The sequence below is a fragment of the Streptomyces resistomycificus genome (genome assembly GCF_001514265.1).
Classification (GTDB): domain Bacteria; phylum Actinomycetota; class Actinomycetes; order Streptomycetales; family Streptomycetaceae; genus Streptomyces; species Streptomyces resistomycificus.
Window position 1 is genome coordinate 663819 of sequence record NZ_KQ948992.1, and the last position, 19561, is coordinate 683379.

Consider the following 19561-nt stretch of genomic DNA (forward strand, 5'->3'; position numbering starts at 1 on the left):
TGTCTCCCCACCCTCGCGCCATCGAACGGGCCTGCTCCTACGCCCGGTAAGACGCAAGGCAGGCCCGTCAGGTCACTTGGCGCACTCGACCTTGTCCGCTGTGGACTGCTGAACCCCCTCAGGCGCCTTCGTCGGTGTGGTCAGCGACACACCGGCCTCCTTGAAGTCCTCGCCCAGAGTCAGCGTCATCGTCGGCAGGCCCTGTGAGTTGGCCACGCTCTCGCCCGGCTTCAGCGCCGAGCCGGACAGGCCCATGATGGCGGCGAGCCGGCGGGCCTGGTCGGCCTGCTCGGGCGCGTACTCGAGCGTCGTCTTCTTCAGTTCCTTGTCCGCGTTGCCCGCGTTCTCGGACTTCAGCACGCCTTCGTCGTTCTGCAGGTACTCGAGCTCCGCCTGCGCGCTGCCGGCCGCCGCACCGCCGTTGAAGATGCGCACCCGCACCTCGGAGGCGTCGGCCTTGGTGCCCTTGAGCCGGGCGGCCACGGCGGCGGCCTCCTTCTTCTTCTGCGTCTTGACCGCGGTGAACGACACGTCGTTCTTGATCATGTCGAAGACCTGGGGGGCCGACGCGTCGTTGAGGACGACCGTCGCCTTCACCTTCTCCGCCGGGTTGTCGACCACCGGCACCGTGGTGAACGTCAGGTTCTTGACGTTGAGCTTGCCCAGCTCCAGACCGAGGTCCTTCAGCTTGTTGATGCTGTCGAGCTGGGCGTCGACGGTCAGCGCCTTCGTCCCCGCCTCGGCCAGCTTGATCATCTTCGACGGACTGGACAGCGTGTCGTTGGACTTCAGCTTCCGCATCAGCGCGCTGAGGAAGTTCTGCTGCAGGGTGATCCGGCTCAGGTCGCCACCGAACCCGACCGCGTGCCGGGTGCGCACGAACGCGAGCGCGTTCTCGCCCGAGATGTGCTGCATCCCCTTCTTCAGGTTCAGGTGCGAGTCCGGGTCGTTGATGTCCTTGCCCAGACAGACGTCCACCCCGCCGACCGCCGTGGTCAGCGTCTTGACCGCGTTGAAGTCGGCCACCATGAAGTTGTCGGGGGTGATGCCGGTCAGCTCGGTGACGGTCCGCATGGTGCAGCTGGGCGTGCGGTCGTCCTGGCCCAGGCTCGTGTTGAAGCGGACGCCGGTCGAGCCCTTGATGATCTCCTTGGTGCCGTCCTCCCGCGTGGTCGGACAGTCCGGGATGTCGACGATCAGGTCGCGCGGGATGCTGAGCGCGGTCGCGTTCGTACGGTCCTTGGAGACGTGCAGCAGGATCGTGGTGTCGGCGTGCCCGACGCTGCCGGAGTCGCCGTAGCCCTCGTTGCCCGAGCCGGTGCGCTTGTCCGTGCCGATCAACAGGATGTTGATCGCCTTGTCCTTCTGGAAGCCGCCGGTGCTCGCGCCGTCGTCGGCGACGGACGTGATGTTGCCGTTGAGGTGCTCGATGTAGAGGTACGCGGCGCCCGCGGCGGCCACCAGCACGAACGCCATGGTGCCGCCGGTCCACAACAGGACCTTCTTCGCCTTGCCCTTCTTCTTGACCGGCCGGCGCCCGCGCCGGCCCGGCAACGGCTCCGGGGGCGCACCCCGTCGCCGACGCGGCGGCGGCACCTCACGGCCCGGAGCCTCCGGCGCCACGGGAGTCGCCGTACGGCCGCGCGCCGGCGCGCCCGCTCTGCGGGTGGCGGATCTACGGGGGCCCGGAACGGCCGACTGCGATGACTGCGGTGCGGAAGGGCTCAGTCGCAGTTCGTATTCGCCGGTGTTCGGGTTGAGCACCCACTGGTCTGCGGGATCGATGTCGTCCGCCCGCCCACGGCCTTGCGCGTCCACGGTTGTCTGAGTCCTCCGTCGGGGCCACGCGGCGCCTTCCCCCTCCAAGGCGCTCGGGTCTCGGTCACTCAGTGCTCGACCCCAGGTTGGACCTCTGGCCGGGTGCACCGGATCGCTCACACTAACCGCCTTGTTCGGCTGTGGGCGACGCCGGTGATTAATTCCACGTCACTACACCTGGGCAATCCGCCCATTTGCCCGGACAGCCCTTCACCACCTTGGCGAACGCTTTACTCGCAGGTGTCCTCGGCGGCGGTGTTGCCGCGGAAGGTGGGCGCGGGCGAAGTGACGCCGGCCGGCTCCCCGGACCGCTCACCGCCCGTCTCCGCGCCGCCCCCCTCGTCCGGGTTCGCGGTGCTTTTCCCGTCGTTTCCTGGCGAATTGAGGCCTTTCGTCGCCCCGTCCTCCGGCTCCTCGCCGGCGACCTCGACAGGCAGGTCCGCCCGCAACCGCTCGAACAGCCGCTCCGCCTCGGGTTCCACGAGCTGGTCGCGATTGGCGTTGTAGACGTACGACTCCCTCGGCACCGTAAGGAATTGCACACGTTCGGTGGGGATGTCACGCAGTCCGCGCACGAGTTGGTACAAACCGCGCAGACTCGCCAGTCCCGGGTCGGTCGTCAACGACGAGGTGGCCGCGTCCAGCACCGGATACAACTTCACCGGATTCAGCAGGACGTCATCGCTCTGGACCTTGTTGACCAGTGCCCCGAGGAACCGCTGCTGGCGGTCCATCCGGTCGGTGTCGCTGCCGTTGCCGAGGGTCTTGCGGGCGCGCACGTAGCCGAGGGCCTGCTCCCCGTCGAGCGTGACCCGGCCCGCCGGGAGCCGCAGTTTGGCCGCCTTGTCGTGGATGGGCTCGGTCAGACACACCTCGACCCCGTCGACCGCGTCGACCATGTCCTTGAACCCGTGGAAGTCGACGACCACGTGGTGGTCGATCCGGATGTCCGTCAGCCGCTCCACGGTTCGGATCGTGCAGGCCGAGCCCCCCACCTGGAAGGCGTAGTTGAACATCGCGAACATGGGCTCGGTCCGGCTGCCGTCGCGCCGCCGGCAACCCGGCACGTCCACCATCAGATCGCGGGGCAGCGAGACGGCGGTGGCGCTGCCGCGTCCGGCGGCCAGGTGCAACAGGATGGTGGTGTCGGACCGCTCGGTCCCCGAATCCCGCCCGTACGGCCGGTTACCGTTCCCGGACCGCGAGTCCGACCCGATGACCAGGATGTTCCGCGCCCCCCGCACCAGCGAGGTGGGCCGCTCCTTCTCGTATCGCGCCAGCTCGGCCGCCGCCGCGTTGTCCGACGTGATGTTCCCGTCCAGCTTCGCGTAGACCGCCCACCCGGCCCCACCGGCAGCGAGTACGACCACCACGAGGCCGATCCCCACTCCCTGTGCCCACCGCCGCCGACGCCGGCGCCTCAACCCTCCACCGGTCGCCGACGCCCCCACCCCAGGCCCGACCCCTCCGGAACCCCCGGGGGGCGCGGTGGGCACGCCTGCGGTGTCGGTCACGTCGAGATCCATCCCTCATGGCGTACGAGCGTGTCGTGCGGCTGCTTCTACGACCATGGCGCGGATGAGGGGCGGGGGGTGGGTGGAGGGGGGCCGAATGGGTGACGGGCGACCGCCGCCCGTCACCCCGGCGCCCGGCGGGATGCCGGAACCCGCGCCGGGCGCGAACCAAAGACCGCCGCCCGTCACCCCGCCTATCGAGCTGTCACCGAAACCCGCTCGCTCTCGATGCGCTTCGCCAGATCCTCCTCGCCCAGCCGGTCCAGGTTCCGGCACAGCACCACCGACCCCCCGGTGGCCAACGGCGCGTACAGCCCGGCGTTCAACCCCTCCCACGTGTCGAACGGCAGCCCGGACAGCAGCCGCGACCCCGGCCCGGTCAGCCCCACCCCCGGCGCCTCCGCCCGGGCCCGCTCCACGACCTCGGCCGCGCTGAACTCCCGCCCGGCGACGATCAGTGCCGGCTCCTCCGGGTCGACCGGCGCGAACGGCACGAACCGGTCCCCCTGACTCGGCACCTCCACGGCGTAGTCGGCGAATCCGGCCGGCGGCTGCGGGAACCGTCCGCCCAGCGGCCGCAGGGCCAGCGCGACGCGCTCGCCGGAACAGGCACGCGCTGCCTCCAGTCCCTCGGGACCGCTCACCACCACGTCGGCGAGTGCCGGATCGCCGTCGACGTCGGCGATCACTCCCACCGACGAACACGCCAGCAGCCACACCGCCGTCTGCCAGTGCGCGGGCAGCAACAGCGCGACCCGGTCGCCCGGCGCGGCGGCGAGTTCGCCCTGGAGGAGGTTCGAGGTCTTGGCCACCCAATTGGCGAAGGTGGCCACGGACAATTCGACACGTTCGCCCGTGGCGTCGTCGTAGAAGGTCACCAGGGGGCGTCCGGGGTCCGCGGCGAGCGCGGAACGCAGCAGGTCGGCAGGGGTGCGATCGGTGGCGTTCACCCGAGAAAGCGTACGCGGGCACGCGGCGGCGCACCGGTTCACGGGGCCACGGACCGCCACCGGTTCGGCGGAACGGGAGCCGACGGCCCGTCAATTCCCCAATGGACAGATATGTATGACTATGTCCAAGATCAGGGGCATGCGTGGATTCCTTGCTTCCTCGATCGGCGTCACCTGTGCGGCGGCCCTGGCCCTTCCGCTGACCCCGCCCGCGGCCGCGACAACCGCGGCGACCGTCCGGACGGCGACCGTCCTCCCCGACGCGACCGCGAGACAGGTGCCGAGCGCGGAAGCGCCGGGCAGCACCCAGTCCCTCGCCCTCGCGCCCCTCCCGTCACCCACCCACGACCGCGTCCGCGGCCCCGCCGCCGAACAGGGCCTGTCCCGCCAGGACGTACGGCGCTTCTCGCTCGTCGGCGTGATCTGGGACGACCCCGACGTCGAACTCCACGGCCGGGTCCAGGTCCGGACCCGCGCCGCCGGCACCGGCACCTGGACCGACTGGCAGGACGTCGAGACGCACAACGGCGACCACGCGGCCGACCCGGGCACCGCCGAGCGCACCTCCGGCCGCGTGCGCGGCGCGACGGCACCGCTGTGGGTGGGCGACTCGGACGGCGTCGAGGTCCGCGTCCGCGCGGAACCCCCGGCCCCCCGCGTCGAGGACACCGCCCGCGGCCCCCATACGGCGACGGACACCGCCCCGCTCCCCTCCGGCCTCCGCCTCGAACTCGTCGACCCGGGCGCCGAGCCCCCGACCACCCCGGACGCCGAGCCCCCGACCCCGGACGCCGCCCTCGGCGCCGCCGGCACCCGGCAAGCCCTCCAAGCCCTCCAAGCCCCTCAAGCCCCTCAAGCCCCTCAAGCCCCTCGCGATCTGGCCCCGACCGCCGAACCGGTCGAAGCCCCGGCCGCGACGGACGCCTCCGCCGCCAACGCCGGACTGGCACCGCTCGGCGCCACGGAGATCCCGGCACTGACCCGGCAGGAGACCGAGCAGGAACTCCTCACCCTGCGCACCCCCCAGCTGCCCGAAGAGCAGCGCGTGAAGCCCAAGATCGGCCCGCGTCCGCGGATCGTCACCCGCCGGGGCTGGGGCGCGAACGAGAGCCTGCGGGAGAGGACCTTCGTGTACACGAAGAAGGTCAAGGCGGCCTTCGTGCACCACACGGCGTCCGGGAACGGATACCGCTGCGCGCAGGCGTCCTCCGTCATCCGTGGTATCTACCGCTACCACGTCAGGAGCATGGGCTGGCGCGACATCGGCTACAACTTCCTCGTCGACAAGTGCGGAAACATCTACGAGGGGCGTGCGGGGGGCGTGGCGAAGCCGGTCCTGGGTGCCCACACGCTGGGTTTCAACACCAACAGCGCGGGGATCGCCGTCCTCGGCAGCTTCGGCTCCAAGAAGCCGTCCGCCGCCGCGGTGAAGGCCATCGCCAGGCTCACCGCGTGGAAGCTCGGCCTGCACGGGGCCAATCCACGCGGAAAGACATACCTGAAGTCGGGTGGTGGCAATCTCTACCGCAAGGGGAAGAACGTACGACTGAATGTGATCTCCGGTCACCGGGACGGTTTCGCCACGGCGTGTCCCGGATGGCAGCTGTACCGGAAGCTCGGTTCGGCGCGTTCGACCGCGGCCCGCTACCAGGGCCGTTAGGCAACCGTCCGGACTGCGCGGGTGTCTGTCCGGGGGACACGTTCACCGCCGTCGGGGGGCAAGGGCGGAATGCCGCACGGCCGACGAAGGCGCTGCACAACGGTCTGCATACACTGGCCGGCCGAAAGACAGTTCGGCCGGTCCCGGCAGGAAGCAGAGACGACAGGTGACAGAAGCGATACTCCTGGTCGGCGGCAAGGGCACCCGGCTGCGCCCGCTCACGGTGCACACACCCAAGCCCATGGTCCGCGCGGGCGGGGTCCCGTTCCTCACGCACCAGTTGGCGAGAGCGAGAGCGGCGGGCGTCGACCACATAGTGCTGGCCACCTCCTATCTCGCCGAGGTCTTCGAGCCGTACTTCGGTGACGGTTCGGCCCTCGGACTCCACATCGAGTACGTCACGGAGGACGAACCCCTCGGCACCGGCGGCGCGATCCGCAACGTGGCCTCCCGGCTGCACTCCGGCCCCGACGACCCGGTCCTCGTCTTCAACGGCGACATCCTGACCGGCCTGGACATCAGGGCGCTGGTGGAGACGCACGAACGGACGTCCGCGGACGTCTCCCTCCACCTCACCCAGGTCACGGACCCACGCGCCTACGGCCTGGTTCCCACGGACGAGACCGGCAAGGTCCTGGCGTTCCTGGAGAAGCCGCAGACGCCCGAGGAGATCGTCACCGACCAGATCAACGCGGGGGCCTACGTCTTCCGCCGCTCGGTGATCGACACGATCCCGGCGAGCCGCCCGGTCTCGGTGGAACGGGAGACGTTCCCGGACCTCCTGGCGGCCGGCGCCCACCTTCAGGGCATGGTCGACTCCACCTACTGGCTGGACCTCGGCACGCCCGCCGCCTTCGTCCGCGGCTCCGCCGACCTCGTCCTCGGCCGCGCCCCGTCCCCCGCGATCCCCGGTCGCTGCGGTGACCGCCTCGTCCTGCCGACGGCACGCGTCGCCCCGGACGCCAAGCTCACGGGCGGCACGGTGGTCGGCGAGGGCGCGTTCGTGGCGGAGGGCGCGCGGGTCTTCGGCTCGACGATCCTGCCCGGCGCCGTCATAGAACCCGGCGCCGTCATCACCGACTCCCTCATCGGCACCCGGGCCCGCGTCGGCGAACGCTCCGTCCTCACCGGCACGGTCATCGGCGACGGCGCGGTCATCGGCCCCGACAACGAACTCCGTGACGGCATGCGCATCTGGTGCGACGCCCGCATCCCGGCCGGGGCGGTCCGCTTCTCGTCGGACCAGTAGCTTTCAGCCCGTCCGGCGTCCGAGGACGAGGTCCACCTCTCGGCCGACCGAGTCGCGTGGTGGGTGGGCACAGGCCCGGGGGTCTGGGGGCGCAGCCCCCAGCACCACCCCCACCCCGCCGCCCCCGGGGCGTCGCCACAGGGTCACAACCGCCCGATATCCCCCCGCGGCATCCGCGGCGCCCGCCGAGCCGGAACCCTCCCGCTCAACAGAATCAACCGAGCCGCCCGATGCCGCTGCCCCGCATAGGGCTCCAGCAGCTCCAACATCAGCGCGTCATCCGCGTCCCGGTCCCCGGCCAACGCCCATCCGACGATCCCCGGCAGATGCAGATCCCCCACCGTCACCGCGTCCGCCGCCCCGTGACTGCGCTGTACGACCTCCGCCGACGTCCACGGTCCGATCCCGGACACGACCTCCAGCCGAGCCTGCGCCGCGGCCGGAGCCATCCCCGCGGCCTCCTCCATCCGCGCGGCCACCCGGACGGCCCGCAGGATCGTCGACGCCCGCTTGTTGTCCACCCCGGCCCGGTGCCACTCCCAGGACGGAATCAAGGCCCACGTCCGAGGCGCCGGCATCACCCACAGGCGCCCGCCCGCCGCCGGCCCCGGCGCGGGCTCTCCGAACTTCCGCACCAGCGACCGCCACGCCCGATACGCCTCGTCGGTCGTGACCTTCTGCTCGAGAATCGACGGAATCAACGACTCCAGCACCAGCCCGGTACGCGTCAACCGCAACCCCGGCCGCCGATGCCACGCCCCCGCCACCACCCGGTGCCGAGGCAGGAACACGGACGGATCGTCGTCCGCCCCCAACATCCCCGGCAACCGCTCCAGCAGCCACTCCGCCCCCGGCCCCCACGCCTCCCCGCGCACCGCCCCACCGACCACGGCGACCCGTAGCGTGCCGGGCCCGGCCGGGGTCAGACTCGCCCGCCACACGGATCCGTCGGGCATCGCCCGGAAGGTGGGATCCGCGGGTCCACGCCGCAGCGGCCCGAGCACCAGCCCGAGATCGACCGGGAACCCCGGCGCCCACGTCCGCACCCGCCCCGCCGCCGACGCCTGCCGCGGCACCCCCGCGGGCACGGCGACCTCCCCACCGCGCACGGTCGTACGCGTGGGCCGAGGGGTGAACCGTCCTGCCACGAATGAAGTCCCGGAGTCGAAAGCGGTAGAGGCGAGGCGCCCTGCGAGAGAAGCGGTAGCGGCGCCCTACGAGTAAGGCGCCCTACGAGAGTAGAGCCACGGCCCACCGCTCAGACCCCACCGCTCAGACCCCACCGCTCACCGCACCTCGACGAACGCCGCCGCATCCCGCTCCGGCCGGGGCCGAGGCTCCTCCGCCGGATGTCCGACCGCCACGGCCCCCATCGGGTCCCACCCCTCCGGCAGCCCCAGCGCCTCCCGCACCACGTCCCGGCAGAACATCGTGGACGACACCCAGGCCGACCCGAGTCGCTCCCCGGCCAGCGCGACCAGGAGGTTCTGCACCCCGGCGCCCATGGCGACCACGAACATCTCCCGCTCGGCCCCGTCCCGTCGCGCGTCGCCGTACGAGTGCGACCCGTCCATCACCAGGCAGGGCACGACCAGGTAGGGAGCGTTGCGCAGCACGTCCCCCCGCCGCACCCGCTTGGCGATGGACTCCTCGCTCTTCCCGTCCCGCCGCAGGTCCGCGACCCACGCGTCGCGCATGGCGTCCAGCAGCCCGGTCCGCGCGGCCTGCGACTCCAGCAGCACGAACCGCCACGGTGTCGTGTGGTGCGGCGCGGGCGCGGTCACGGCCGCCGCCACGGCCCGTCGTACGGCTCCGGGGTCGACGGGCTCGTCGGTGAAGGCACGTACGGTACGGCGCTGGGTGACCGCCTCCCGTACCGCCTCCGAGGTCCCGAGCCGGAACATGTCGTCGCGCGCCCCGCGCGCCATGGCCCGCGTCCCCTCGCCGTGGTCCTCGGCCACCACGTGGGCCAGCCCGCGCACCACGGCGACGGGCAGTCCGGCGGCCTTGCCCTTGACGAGATCGCCCGCCGCGGCCAGCTCGTCCGCCGTCGCCACGACGGTGGCGCTGAGCGGATTGCCGTACGCGTCCGTGCCCCCGCGCAGGTCGTCGAGGACCCGCACCCCGGCGGCGCCGATCGCCACGTCGGTGAGCCCGGTGCGCCACGGGCGTCCGAAGGTGTCGGTGACGATCACGCCGACGTCGACGCCGAGGGCGTCGCGCAGCCCGTCCCGGACGGCCCGCGCGGACGCGTCCGGGTCCTCGGGCAGCAACAGCACGGTGCCGGCGGGTGTGTTGGAGGCGTCGACCCCGGCGGCGGCCATCACGAGGCCCTGCCGGTTCTCCACGATCCGCAGCGCGCCGCGTCTCGCCACGACCCGCACGGTCTCGGCGTCGATCGCGGCCTCCCGGTCGGCGGCCTCGACGACCCGGCCCTCGGCCTTGGACACGATCTTGGAGGTGACGAGGAGCACGTCCCCGTCCGCCAGCCCCGGCTCGGCGGCGGCGATCAGTTTGCCGAGGTCGTCCCCCCGCGCGACCTCGGGAAGGCCGGCGACGGCCCAGACGCGATATCCGTCCGAAGGCACGGGACCGCCCCCGCCGTCCGAAGGCACGGGACCGCCCCCGCCGTCCGAGGGCACCGGAACGCCCCCGCCGACCGTGGGCGCGCCACCCGGTGTCCCCGGCCCGCCTTCGCCGCTCCCACCGCTCATACCGCCCGCACCTCCTCCGCCAGCGTCAGCGCCTCACGCGCCATCCGGGCGGTCGCGTCCAGGTCGGTCATCATCAGTGGCACGGCCCGGCACCGGATTCCGGCGGCCTCCACGCGCTCCACGACACCCGCGTCCACGGTGTCGACCAGCCAGCCGTCCAGCAGTCCCGAGCCGTAGTGCTCGGCGACCGCCGAGGCCGTCGACTCCACGCCGATGGCGGCGAGCACCTTGTCGGCCATCCCGCGCACGGGCGCGTCCCCGACGATGGGGGACAGCCCCACCACCGGCACCCCGGCCTCGGCGATCGCCTCGCGGATGCCGGGCACGGCGAGGATGGTGCCGATGGAGACGACGGGGTTGGACGGCGGGAAGAGGATGACGTCCGCCTCCGCGATCGCCTCCAGGACACCCGGCGCCGGCTTGGACTGCTCCGCCCCCACCGGCACGATCGCCTCGGCCGGAACGGAGGCCCGCAGCCGCACCCAGTACTCCTGGAAGTGGACCGCCTTGCGCTCCCCGTCGACGTCTACGGCGACATGCGTCTCGACCCGGTCGTCGGTCATGGGGAGCAGTCGCACGCCCGGCTTCCACCGGTCGCACAGCGCCTCGGTCACCGCACTCAGCGGGTATCCGGCAGCGATCATCTGTGTCCGCACGATGTGGGTGGCGAAGTCGCGGTCGCCGAGGCCGAACCACTCGGGCCCCACGCCGTACGCCGCGAGCTCCTCCTTGAGGTGGAAGGTCTCGTCCGCCCGCCCCCAGCCCTGCTCCTCGTTGATGCCGCCGCCGAGCGTGTACATCACCGTGTCGAGGTCCGGGCAGACCTTCAGCCCGAAGAGATGAATGTCGTCCCCGGTGTTGCCGATGACCGTGACGTCCGCGTCCGGCGCGGCCTGCTTCAGACCACGCAGGAACCGGGCACCACCGATGCCGCCTGCCAGAACCACAATGCGCATGAGCCAAGTCTTGCAGGCGGGTACGACATCGCGTCAGGCGGTCACGACATCGCGTCAGGCGGGTACGACATCGCGTCAGGCGGTCACGACATCGCGTCAGGCGGTCACGACGTCCACGTCCTCGTGGCCGGCGGGCGCCGTGCAGGCCAGGGGGGCCACCCCGGTCGCACGGGGCTCGGACTGGGGGAGCATGGGCATCTCGGTCAGGCCGGGGTAGTAGACGTGCAGGCTTATGGCCGGCTCCAGGGTGTCGTTGACCACCTCGTGCACGTACCCGGGAGCGAACACCCGCTGCGAGCCGGCCCCCAACGCGCGCGTGCCCCGATCGGTCCGTTCGGTCAGCGTGCCCTCCAGCACGGTCAGGACGCCGGAGGAGCCGCCGTGGTCGTGCAGTCCGCTGCCCTGGCCGGGCACCCAGGACAGCAGCCACACCTCGTAGCCGGGCCCGGTGCGCAGCCGGTGGTACCAGCGGGTGGTCGCGTCGTACTGGACGAGGTGTTCCCACAGACCGCGGTCGGCGGCGATGGAGCGGGCCAGGCCGACGAACTCGGCGACGGTGGCCGGGTGCTCGCGCGGGGGCTGGAGCAGGTGGGGGACTTCGAGGATGTCGCCGGCGATCTGGAGGTCGCTGTCGCTGTTCATGGGTGCGGTGTTCCTCGGCGGAAGAGTGCGGGGGGTGGCTGGGTGTCGCGTACCGTCCGCCCGGGTCGCGGGGGACGGAGGGGCCCTGGTCCGGGCGTGGGGAACAAGCAGCCGAGTCGCGGTGGACTCAGGAGCAGCCGGAGCGCGCGTGGCTCAACAGCTGGAACGGCAACAACAGCTACAGCGAGCGTGGGCAGCACCGAGGGACCCGGCGGAGCGGGTCGAGGTGAGTGCCAAGTTCGCGAGCATGCCCATAAGGACAGCGGCTCACACCTCCGCTGTCAACTCGACACCCGGCATGTGGGACATGTTTCACCTCATCCGGTCCATCTCCGAGGTGAAAGGTTTGTGCAGGCACCTGCCGGGACACATGGCGCACAACCAAGCGCACGGGCCTCGGAACGAGATCGAAGTCCTGGGCGTCCTTCTCCGTACAGGCCCGAGGGTGCGGCGGGGGAGCGGGGCTCCGGGTCTCGCCTGCCTGTCAAGGTTTATGCCGATTTGAACACTTTCCGCTAGGCCTTGGTTCCGCAGAGTGAATAAGGGGCCCAATAGCAGATCTCGGCTTGACTCGCCCGGAGCAGCACACTTGTAATTTCACTCGTGTCGTTCAGCCGAAATCGGTACGGCTAATCACGGGGACGCGAAAGACAGACGAGGGGCGCACATGACCGAGCTGGTGCAGCAACTGCTGGTCGACGACGCGGACGAGGAACTCGGCTGGCAGGAGCGCGCGCTGTGCGCCCAGACCGACCCCGAGTCCTTCTTCCCCGAGAAGGGCGGCTCCACCCGCGAGGCCAAGAAGGTCTGCCTCGCCTGTGAGGTCCGTTCCGAATGCCTCGAGTACGCCCTGGCCAACGACGAACGGTTCGGCATCTGGGGCGGCCTGTCCGAGCGCGAGCGACGCAGACTCAAGAAGGCCGCGGTCTGATCCGGGTGGTTCCTGGCGACACCTCCCACGTCCACAGACCCGACCCGTTCACGAACGGCCCGTCGCAGGTGGGTTATCCACAGGCGGCGGGCCGTCGCCATGCCCAGCCGATAGTGTGGTCGCTCGTCCGATACGCCCCGCTGCCCCCTCGGGGCGCAGGCGTCCACCGCAGTCCACCGAACCGGGGCCCGTACCTCGATGTCCGCGCACAGCCACCCGGCAGCTCGACACGACGCCGCCACAGCAGTGTTTGACCCGGCCCGCCCGCCAGAGTTCCCGCGGCACGTGGTGACCGCGGTCCTCGTCTCCCACGACGGCGCCCGCTGGCTGCCCGACGCGCTCGCCGGGCTGCTCGGCCAGGAGCGCCCGGTGCAGTGCGCCCTGGGCGCCGACACCGGCAGCGCGGACGCCTCCGCCCAGCTGGTCACCGACGCCCTCGGCGCCGACCGGGTGCTGCATCTCGCCCGGCGTACCGGCTTCGGCCAGGCCGTCGAGGAGGCGGGCCGCACGGCCCCCGTCCTCACCCCGGACGACCTTCCGTACCTGAAGCGGCCCAGCGGCTGGGACCCCGTCACGCGCACCTGGCGCGACGACGCGTACGACCTGCCGGAGCTCCCGCACGGAGAGCCGGTCCAGTGGCTGTGGCTCCTGCACGACGACTGCGCCCCGGAACCCGACGCCCTGGCCCAGCTGCTGCGGGTCGTGGAGACCGAGTACGAACTGGGCCGGGACGACGTGGCGGTCGTGGGCCCCAAGCTCCGCGGCTGGTACGACCGGCGGCAGCTGCTGGAGGTCGGCGTCAGCATCGCCCACTCCGGCCGCCGCTGGACCGGCCTGGACCGCCGTGAACAGGACCAGGGCCAGCACGACCACGTCCGTCCGGTGCTGTCCGTGTCCACCGCCGGGATGCTGATCCGGCGCGACGTCTTCGAGGAGCTCGGCGGCTTCGACCGCCGGCTGCCCCTGATGCGTGACGACGTGGACCTGTGCTGGCGGGCGCACTCGGCCGGCTACCGCGTCCTGATCGCCCCGGAAGCCGTCGTACGACATGCCGAGGCCGCCTCCCGCGAGCGTCGCGCCGTCGACTGCGCGGGTCGCACCACCGCCTCCCCGCACAAGGTCGACAAGGCCGGCGCCGTCTACACCCTGCTCGTCAACTCGCGTTCGGCCCTGCTGCCCTGGGTCCTGGTGCGCCTGATCCTCGGCACCCTGCTGAGGACCGTCGCCTATCTCGTCGGCAAGGTCCCCGGACAGGCCGTCGACGAGATCCGCGGTCTGGTGGGCACGCTGCTGCGGCCCGAGCGAATCCTCGCCGGGCGCCGCGGACGCGGCCGTCCGGCGGTGGACAAGGACGAGATGCGGCAGCTGTTCCCGCCGCCGGGCGCCACCGTCCGTGCCACGGTCGAACAGGCCGCGGGCAACCTCTTCGGCAGCTCCGACCCCGAGGCGACCTCCGGGGCCGGCCGGCACGGCGGCGCCGTCGAGTCCGGGCCCGGCGGCGACGACGCCGACTTCCTGGAGGTCGAGCAGTTCGTCCGCCTCAAGCGCATCGCCCGCAAGCCCGGCCCGGTGCTCTTCCTGGTGCTGCTGCTGGTCTCCCTGGTCGCCTGCCGCGCCCTCCTCGGCGGCGGCGCGCTCGCGGGCGGCGCCCTGCTGCCCGCCCCGGGCGACTCGAGCGAGCTGTGGTCGCGCTACCTGGACGCCTGGCACGCGGTGGGCGCCGGTGGCACCTCGTCCGCGCCGCCGTACCTCGCGATCGTCGCGATGTTCTCGTCCGTGCTGTTCGGCTCGACCGGCCTCGCGGTCACCGTCCTGATGGTCTGCTCGGTGCCACTGGCCGGCTTCACCGCCTACTTCGCCTCCCGGCCGCTCGTCGAGTCGCGCCTCCTGCGCGCGTGGGCGGCCGTCGTCTACGCCTTCCTGCCCGCCGCCACCGGAGCCCTCGCCGGCGGCCGCATCGGCACCGCCGTCCTGGCCATCCTGCTGCCGCTCATGGCGCGCGCGGGCATCGCGGCCAGCGGCCTGGCGCACAGCCCGGGCACGCGCGGCAGCTGGCGTGCCACCTGGGCGTACGCCCTGCTGCTGACCATCACCACGGCGTTCACGCCGATCGTGTGGCCCATCGCGCTCGTCCTCGGCATCGGCCTGCTGGCCGTACGCCGCGCCGAGATCACCGCCTACGGCCTGCGCTTCCTGGCCCAGTTCGGCACCCCCCTGCTGATCCTCGCCCCCTGGTCGCTGTCCCTCCTCCCGTTCGGCTTCTTCAAGGAAGCCGGCCTGGAGTACGGCGCCTCGGCGGCCTCCGCCCTCGACCTCCTCGGCATCAGCCCCGGCGGCCCCGGCACGGTCAGCGGCCTGATGCTCATCGGCGTCGTGCTGGCCGCGCTGGCCGCCCTGCTGCGCTCCGAGCGGCAGTTCGGCATCTGGACCGCCTGGGCCGCCGCCCTGGTGGGCCTGGTTTTCGCCGTCCTGTCCAACGCCTCCACCTGGGCCGGCCCCGCGACGCTCGTCTACGGCCTCGCCCTGCTCGTCGCCGCCGCCCTCGGCGCCGACGGGGCACGTTCGCGGGTGGCCGAGCAGAGCTTCGGCTGGCGCCAGCCGGTCGCCGCGCTGATCGCCTTCGCCTCGGCCGCGGGCCCGTTGCTCGTGGCCGCCGGCTGGATGCTGGGCGGCGCCGACGGCCCGCTGGAGCGGCGCGACCCCGTACAGGTGCCCGCGTTCGTCGCGGAGGAGAGCGGCACCCGCGACCAGGCCCGCACCCTCGTCCTCGACAGCGACTCCGCCGCCCATGTCGGCTACATGCTGGTGCGAGGCTCCGGTGCCCGTCTCGGCGACGCCGAACTGGCCGCGGCCGACGGCGAGAACAGCGCCCTCGACAAGATCGTCGCCAACCTCGTGGCCGGCTCCGGTGCCGACCAGGCCGACCAGCTCGGCAAGTTCGCCGTGCGCTACGTCCTGGTGCACAAGGGCGCGCCCCGCGAGGTCACCCGCGTCCTGGACGCCACGCCCGGCCTGTCCCGGCTCAGCCAGCAGGACGGCAGCGGCCTGTGGCGGGTCGACCAGGAGGTCGCGCGCGCCACGGTCGTCACCGGATCGGGCGAACCGCAGCCCGTCGCCGCCGGCCCCGTCGAGATCCACACCACGATCCCCGCGGGCGCCGACGGCCGCGTCCTGCGCCTCGCCGACGCCGTCGCCGAGGGCTGGACCGCCACCCTGGACGGCGAGCCGCTGACCAGGACCACCGTCGACGGCTGGGCCCAGGGCTTCGAACTCCCCGCCTCCGGCGGCAGGCTGGACGTCACCTTCGACGACCCGATCACCCACACCGCCTGGCTGTGGGCCCAGGGTGCCCTCGCTGTCGTCCTCGTCGTGCTGGCCCTGCCCGGGCGTCGCCGCGACGTCGACGACGACCTCCCCGAGGAGGAGGCCGTCCCCGCCCAGGCCGTCGAGGGCGAGGGCCGCCGCGCCCGCCGCCTGCGCGCCCAGGCCGAGGCCGAGTCCGAGTCCGACTCCGACTCCGAAGAGGGCGGCCGGCCCGACGGGTTCCCGCCGCCGCCGGAGGCGGCCCCCGCCCCCGCGGCGGTTCCGCAGCAGCAGTCCTACGGTGAGTGGGACGCGCCGAGTTACGCGGGCACCGAGTACGGAAGCGGTTACGGCGAGCAGTACCAGGGCGCCCAACAGCCTTACCAGGCAGGCCAATACGACCAGCAGCCGTACCAGGCGGACCCGTACCAGGGCGGCCAGTACGACCCGTACGCGTACGGCGGCCAGTCCCAGCAGGCGCCGTACGACCAGGGCTACGGCGGCCAGTACCAGCAGCAGGGCTACGACGAGGGGTACGACCCGGAGTACGACCCCAACGCGCCGCACCCGCACGGCAACGGCAGTGAGCGCCCCGACGGGAGTCAGCAGTGAACCGCACCACCCTGTCCCTGATCGCCGGCACCACCGCGCTCGCCGCCGTCACCGGATTCGCCGTGCTCACCGCCCCGGACGCAGGGGACACGGACACCGCGAAGACAGCCGCGGTGCTGCCCGTGGAGCGCACCAGCCTGCTGTGCCCGGCGCCCAGCATCTCCGACCTCGCGGAGACCTCGTACACGTCGTTCACGCCCGTCACGAAGGGCACGGCGAGCGACGGCAAGGCCGAACTCGACTCCGCCACGGGGCAGTCGGAGGGCGGCGAGGGCGGTAAGAAGAAGGCCGACAAGCCGGTCCTCACACCGAAGGAGCCCGGTGCCCCCGTCACCGGCGACACCTCCGGCGGTGACGCGCCCGCGCTCGTCGGCACCGCCGAGGGCAAGTTCGCCCCCGGCTGGACCGTCCAGGAGACCACCGAGGTCGCCGCGGGCACCGGCCGTGGCCTGCAGGGCGTCAACTGCACGGCACCCGACACGGAGTTCTGGTTCCCCGGCGCCAGCACCGCCGCCGACCGCACCGACTACGTGCACCTGACCAACCCCGACGACTCGGCCGCCGTCGTCGACATCGAGCTCTACGGCAAGGACGGTGCCCTGGAGTCCACTGCGGGGGAGAGCCTCACCGTCCAGCCGCACTCCAGCGAGCCGGTCCTGCTGTCCACGCTCACGGACGAGAAGCAGGAGAACCTCACCGTCCACGTGAACGTGCGCAGCGGGCGCCTGGGTGCCGCCGTGCAGGCCCTGGACGACAAGCTCGGCGGTGACTGGCTGGCCGCGTCCACCGACCCGACGGGCAGTCTCGTCCTGCCCGGCATCCCCAAGGACGCCACCGCCGTACGCCTGGTCGCCTTCACGCCCGGCGACTCCGACGCCGACCTGAAGGTCCGGCTCTCCTCGCCGTCCGGCCAGATCACCCCGGCCGGCAACGAGACGCTGCACGTCAAGGCAGGCATGACCACCGCGATCGACCTCGGCGACGTCACCCGCGGCGAGGCCGGTTCGCTGATCCTGACCCCGACCGACCAGACCGTGCCGGTGGTCGCCGCCCTGCGGGTCGTGCGCGGCAAGGGCGACGACCAGGAGACGGCGTTCATCCCCGCGACCCGCCCGGTCGGCACCCGCGCGACGTCCGCGGACAACAGTGCCAAGGGCAGCACCCTGTCCCTGGTCGCACCCGGCCAGGCCGCGAAGGTGAAGGTCACCGCGTCGGCGGGCAGCGACGGTGGCACGGCCGTCTCGAAGACGTACACGATCAAGGCGGGCACGACCCAGAGCGTCGAGGCCCCGAAGCCGAGCGGCGGAAAGGGCACGTACGCCCTGACCGTCGAGCCGCTCTCCGGGGGGCCGGTCTACGCGGCCCGCACCCTGGCGGCGACGGAGGACGGCGTGCCGGGCTTCACCATCCAGACCCTCCCGGACGACCGGGGGACGGTGGCCGTACCGGAGGCGGACGAGGACCTGTCGGTGCTGCAGAAGTAGGCGGCGGAAGAGGATATGGGCAAGAGCCCGCCGAACCTGTGGCCCGGGGAAGGCGCAGAAGGAGACCGGACGCGGGCAGCGGTGCGGCGACCGGCGTGATCCCCGGGAGGTTCAGTCCTCGCCGTACCGGGGATCCACGGTCTCCGGCGTCAGCCCCAGCAGCTCGGCGACCTGCTCGACCACGATCTCGTGCACCAGCGCGGCCCGCTCGTCGCGCCCCTTGGTGCGGATCTCCACCGGACGCCGGTAGACGATCACCCGGGCCGGCCGTCCCTCCCGGGAGGCGATCGTGCCGCCCAGGGGCACCGCCTCGTCGTTCCAGACCTGCCCGGGCCCGTCCAGCCGAGGCACCTCCAGGACCAGGAAGTCGATGTCGGCCAGCTGCGGCCAGTGCCGCTCCAGTCGCTCCACGGAGTCCTGCACCAGGTCCGCGAACGCCTCGGCACGGCTCGCCGCGAGCGGCACCTGCGGTGGCGCGATCGGCCCACGCATGCCCCGGCCGTGGCGATCACGACGGCGGGGCCCGGGGCCGGCGGCAGGGGGCGGTACGGGGTTGTCCATCACTGGTGAAGCGTAGTCCCCGCCCGAGGCGGGCGCCCGGCCCCACGCGGCAACGAGGACCGAGTCGGGCGGCCTGATACGGCCTGTCGGCGGTCGACCATTCCAGCCAAGGTTGGGCTCGATTCCGTATCTCTCCCAGACCGTCGATCTCGAGGCAATTGGCGTGGTTTGTATGGAGTGATGACCGGTTTCAGGTCCGTTCGAACCCTCGAAAAAGGCGGTCCCCGCAGGTCAACGATCTGTGTCCGAGGGGGCGTGTGGGGTGTTTCACAACACGACACGGTGGAGTGACCTGGGGGAGAGTCGTCGCGGCCCGCTCAAGAGTGCGGTACCGTCCAACGTCGTGAGCCCTGTACGTCGCTGTTCGCGCACCGCTTGCGGCCGCCCCGCCGTCGCGACGCTGACGTACGTCTACGCCGACTCGACCGCGGTCCTCGGCCCGCTCGCCACCTACGCCGAACCCCACTGCTACGACCTGTGCGCCGAGCACTCCGAGCGCCTCACCGCCCCGCGCGGCTGGGAGGTCGTCCGCCTCCTCGACGCCTCGGCCCCGGCCCGGCCCAGCGGCGACGACCTGGAAGCGCTTGCCAACGCCGTGCGCGAAGCGGCCCGTCCGCAGGAGCGGGCGGCCGAGGCCGGTGGCGGCGGGCGCGGCGGGGATCCGATCGAGGTCGGGCGCCGCGGTCACCTGCGGGTACTGCGCTCGCCGGACAACTGATCCTCCCAGTCGCCCCTGTGTGAACCCGGGTTCCGTCGAGCGACGCGCGCCCATTGACGCGCGGCTGGCGCGGACACGACCATTCCGGTACGTCGAAACGAGAAATCGCTTTCCGCGTGACGGAATGGGGGGTACCCGTGTACGTCCAGGAACCGGAACCCGTCGCCCACTCGCTCGGCCTGTCCGCCCTGGTGGCGGCCGTCCCCCTCGTGATCGTCCTCGTCCTGCTCGGCGCCGTCCGCGTCAGGGCGCACCTGGCGGGCCTCACCGGCCTCCTGGCGGCCGCTCTGGTCGCCTGGCTCGCGTACGGCATCCGCTGGACCAGACGCTCTCCAGCGCCGCCCAGGGAGCCGTCTTCGGCCTCTTTCCCATCCTGTGGATCGTCGCCAACGCCCTCTGGGTGTACCGGATGACGGTCCGGACCCGGCACTTCGACATCCTGCGCCGCT

At 72.3% G+C, this 19561-nt stretch carries 14 protein-coding genes and 1 pseudogene; 7 read left to right on the forward strand and 8 right to left on the reverse strand.

Translation table 11 applies throughout. The features are described 5' to 3' along the window. Nucleotides 1-72: 72 nt before the first annotated feature. The 3 genes from AQJ84_RS21200 to AQJ84_RS21210 all read right to left on the reverse strand — a co-directional run bounded on the left by AQJ84_RS21200 (nt 73) and on the right by AQJ84_RS21210 (nt 4282). Nucleotides 73-1818 carry an LCP family protein gene (locus AQJ84_RS21200; protein ID WP_079022662.1) on the reverse strand — a complete coding sequence of 582 codons (1746 nt, stop codon included), beginning with the start codon at nt 1816-1818 and terminating at the stop codon, nt 73-75. A gap of 230 nt (nt 1819-2048) precedes the next feature. Then, nucleotides 2049-3332, reverse strand: coding sequence for an LCP family protein (locus AQJ84_RS21205; protein ID WP_078632369.1), 1284 nt, complete (start codon nt 3330-3332; stop codon nt 2049-2051). A 194-nt stretch (nt 3333-3526) separates the two neighbouring features. After that, a complete protein-coding gene (locus AQJ84_RS21210; RefSeq protein WP_030044446.1) occupies nt 3527-4282 on the reverse strand; it encodes a TIGR03089 family protein in 756 nt (251 codons plus the stop codon). 121 nt (nt 4283-4403) lie between these two features. Here AQJ84_RS21210 and AQJ84_RS21215 point away from each other — a divergent pair, with 121 nt between their 5' ends. Beyond that, a complete protein-coding gene (locus AQJ84_RS21215; protein WP_030044447.1) occupies nt 4404-5942 on the forward strand; it encodes a peptidoglycan recognition protein family protein in 1539 nt (512 codons plus the stop codon). 166 nt (nt 5943-6108) lie between these two features. After that, nucleotides 6109-7191 carry a mannose-1-phosphate guanylyltransferase gene (locus tag AQJ84_RS21220; protein ID WP_030044448.1) on the forward strand — a complete coding sequence of 361 codons (1083 nt, stop codon included), beginning with the start codon at nt 6109-6111 and terminating at the stop codon, nt 7189-7191. A gap of 143 nt (nt 7192-7334) precedes the next feature. Here the strand turns inward: AQJ84_RS21220 and AQJ84_RS21225 are convergent, their stop codons facing one another. The 4 genes from AQJ84_RS21225 to AQJ84_RS21240 form a co-directional block, all read right to left on the reverse strand. Beyond that, a complete protein-coding gene (locus tag AQJ84_RS21225; protein ID WP_030044449.1) occupies nt 7335-8339 on the reverse strand; it encodes a DNA-3-methyladenine glycosylase family protein in 1005 nt (334 codons plus the stop codon). A gap of 138 nt (nt 8340-8477) precedes the next feature. Beyond that, a complete protein-coding gene (locus AQJ84_RS21230; protein ID WP_374935398.1) occupies nt 8478-9905 on the reverse strand; it encodes a coenzyme F420-0:L-glutamate ligase in 1428 nt (475 codons plus the stop codon). Beyond that, nucleotides 9902-10861, reverse strand: coding sequence for a 2-phospho-L-lactate transferase (cofD, locus tag AQJ84_RS21235; RefSeq protein ID WP_030044451.1), 960 nt, complete (start codon nt 10859-10861; stop codon nt 9902-9904). Before cofD ends, AQJ84_RS21230 begins: the two co-directional genes overlap by 4 nt. A 96-nt stretch (nt 10862-10957) precedes the next feature. Next, entirely contained in the window at nt 10958-11503 is a 546-nt protein-coding gene (locus AQJ84_RS21240; RefSeq protein WP_030044452.1) for a cysteine dioxygenase, read from the reverse strand. A 667-nt stretch (nt 11504-12170) separates the two neighbouring features. Here AQJ84_RS21240 and AQJ84_RS21245 point away from each other — a divergent pair. The 3 genes from AQJ84_RS21245 (at nt 12171) to AQJ84_RS21255 (ending at nt 17833) form a co-directional block, all read left to right on the forward strand. After that, nucleotides 12171-12434, forward strand: a complete 264-nt coding sequence (locus AQJ84_RS21245; RefSeq protein WP_003975777.1) for a WhiB family transcriptional regulator — start codon at nt 12171-12173, stop codon at nt 12432-12434. 198 nt (nt 12435-12632) lie between these two features. Next, a complete protein-coding gene (locus tag AQJ84_RS21250) occupies nt 12633-16349 on the forward strand; it encodes a glycosyltransferase (RefSeq protein ID WP_079022663.1) in 3717 nt (1238 codons plus the stop codon). Beyond that, complete coding sequence (locus AQJ84_RS21255) at nt 16346-17833, forward strand: DUF5719 family protein (RefSeq protein ID WP_030044455.1); 1488 nt, start codon at nt 16346-16348, stop codon at nt 17831-17833. Before AQJ84_RS21250 ends, AQJ84_RS21255 begins: the two co-directional genes overlap by 4 nt. Nucleotides 17834-17944: 111 nt before the next feature. Here the strand turns inward: AQJ84_RS21255 and AQJ84_RS21260 are convergent, their stop codons facing one another. Continuing rightward, nucleotides 17945-18394: a metallopeptidase family protein gene (locus AQJ84_RS21260; RefSeq protein ID WP_063753196.1), complete on the reverse strand. Its 450-nt coding sequence runs from the start codon at nt 18392-18394 to the stop codon at nt 17945-17947. A gap of 292 nt (nt 18395-18686) precedes the next feature. Here AQJ84_RS21260 and AQJ84_RS21265 point away from each other — a divergent pair, with 292 nt between their 5' ends. Together AQJ84_RS21265 and AQJ84_RS44755 are read left to right on the forward strand one after the other, a co-directional pair. After that, nucleotides 18687-19112 (forward strand): DUF3499 domain-containing protein, encoded by a 426-nt coding sequence (locus tag AQJ84_RS21265; protein ID WP_078632371.1) that lies wholly within the window; start codon nt 18687-18689, stop codon nt 19110-19112. Between the two features lie 124 nt (nt 19113-19236). Beyond that, nucleotides 19237-19524 (forward strand): annotated as a pseudogene (locus AQJ84_RS44755) (hypothetical protein); the annotation flags it as partial. Nucleotides 19525-19561 lie beyond the last annotated feature (37 nt).

Excerpts from the sequence above, each read along its gene's own strand:
- AQJ84_RS21215 (WP_030044447.1), top strand. The coding sequence starts at position 4,404 with ATGTCCAAGATCAGGGGCATGCGTGGATTCCTTGCTTCCTCGATCGGC.
- AQJ84_RS21250 (WP_079022663.1), top strand. The coding sequence starts at position 12,633 with ATGTCCGCGCACAGCCACCCGGCAGCTCGACACGACGCCGCCACAGCA.
- cofD (WP_030044451.1), bottom strand. The coding sequence starts at position 10,861 with ATGCGCATTGTGGTTCTGGCAGGCGGCATCGGTGGTGCCCGGTTCCTG.
- AQJ84_RS21240 (WP_030044452.1), bottom strand. The coding sequence starts at position 11,503 with ATGAACAGCGACAGCGACCTCCAGATCGCCGGCGACATCCTCGAAGTC.
- AQJ84_RS21245 (WP_003975777.1), top strand. The coding sequence starts at position 12,171 with ATGACCGAGCTGGTGCAGCAACTGCTGGTCGACGACGCGGACGAGGAA.
- AQJ84_RS21230 (WP_374935398.1), bottom strand. The coding sequence starts at position 9,905 with ATGAGCGGTGGGAGCGGCGAAGGCGGGCCGGGGACACCGGGTGGCGCG.
- AQJ84_RS21260 (WP_063753196.1), bottom strand. The coding sequence starts at position 18,394 with ATGGACAACCCCGTACCGCCCCCTGCCGCCGGCCCCGGGCCCCGCCGT.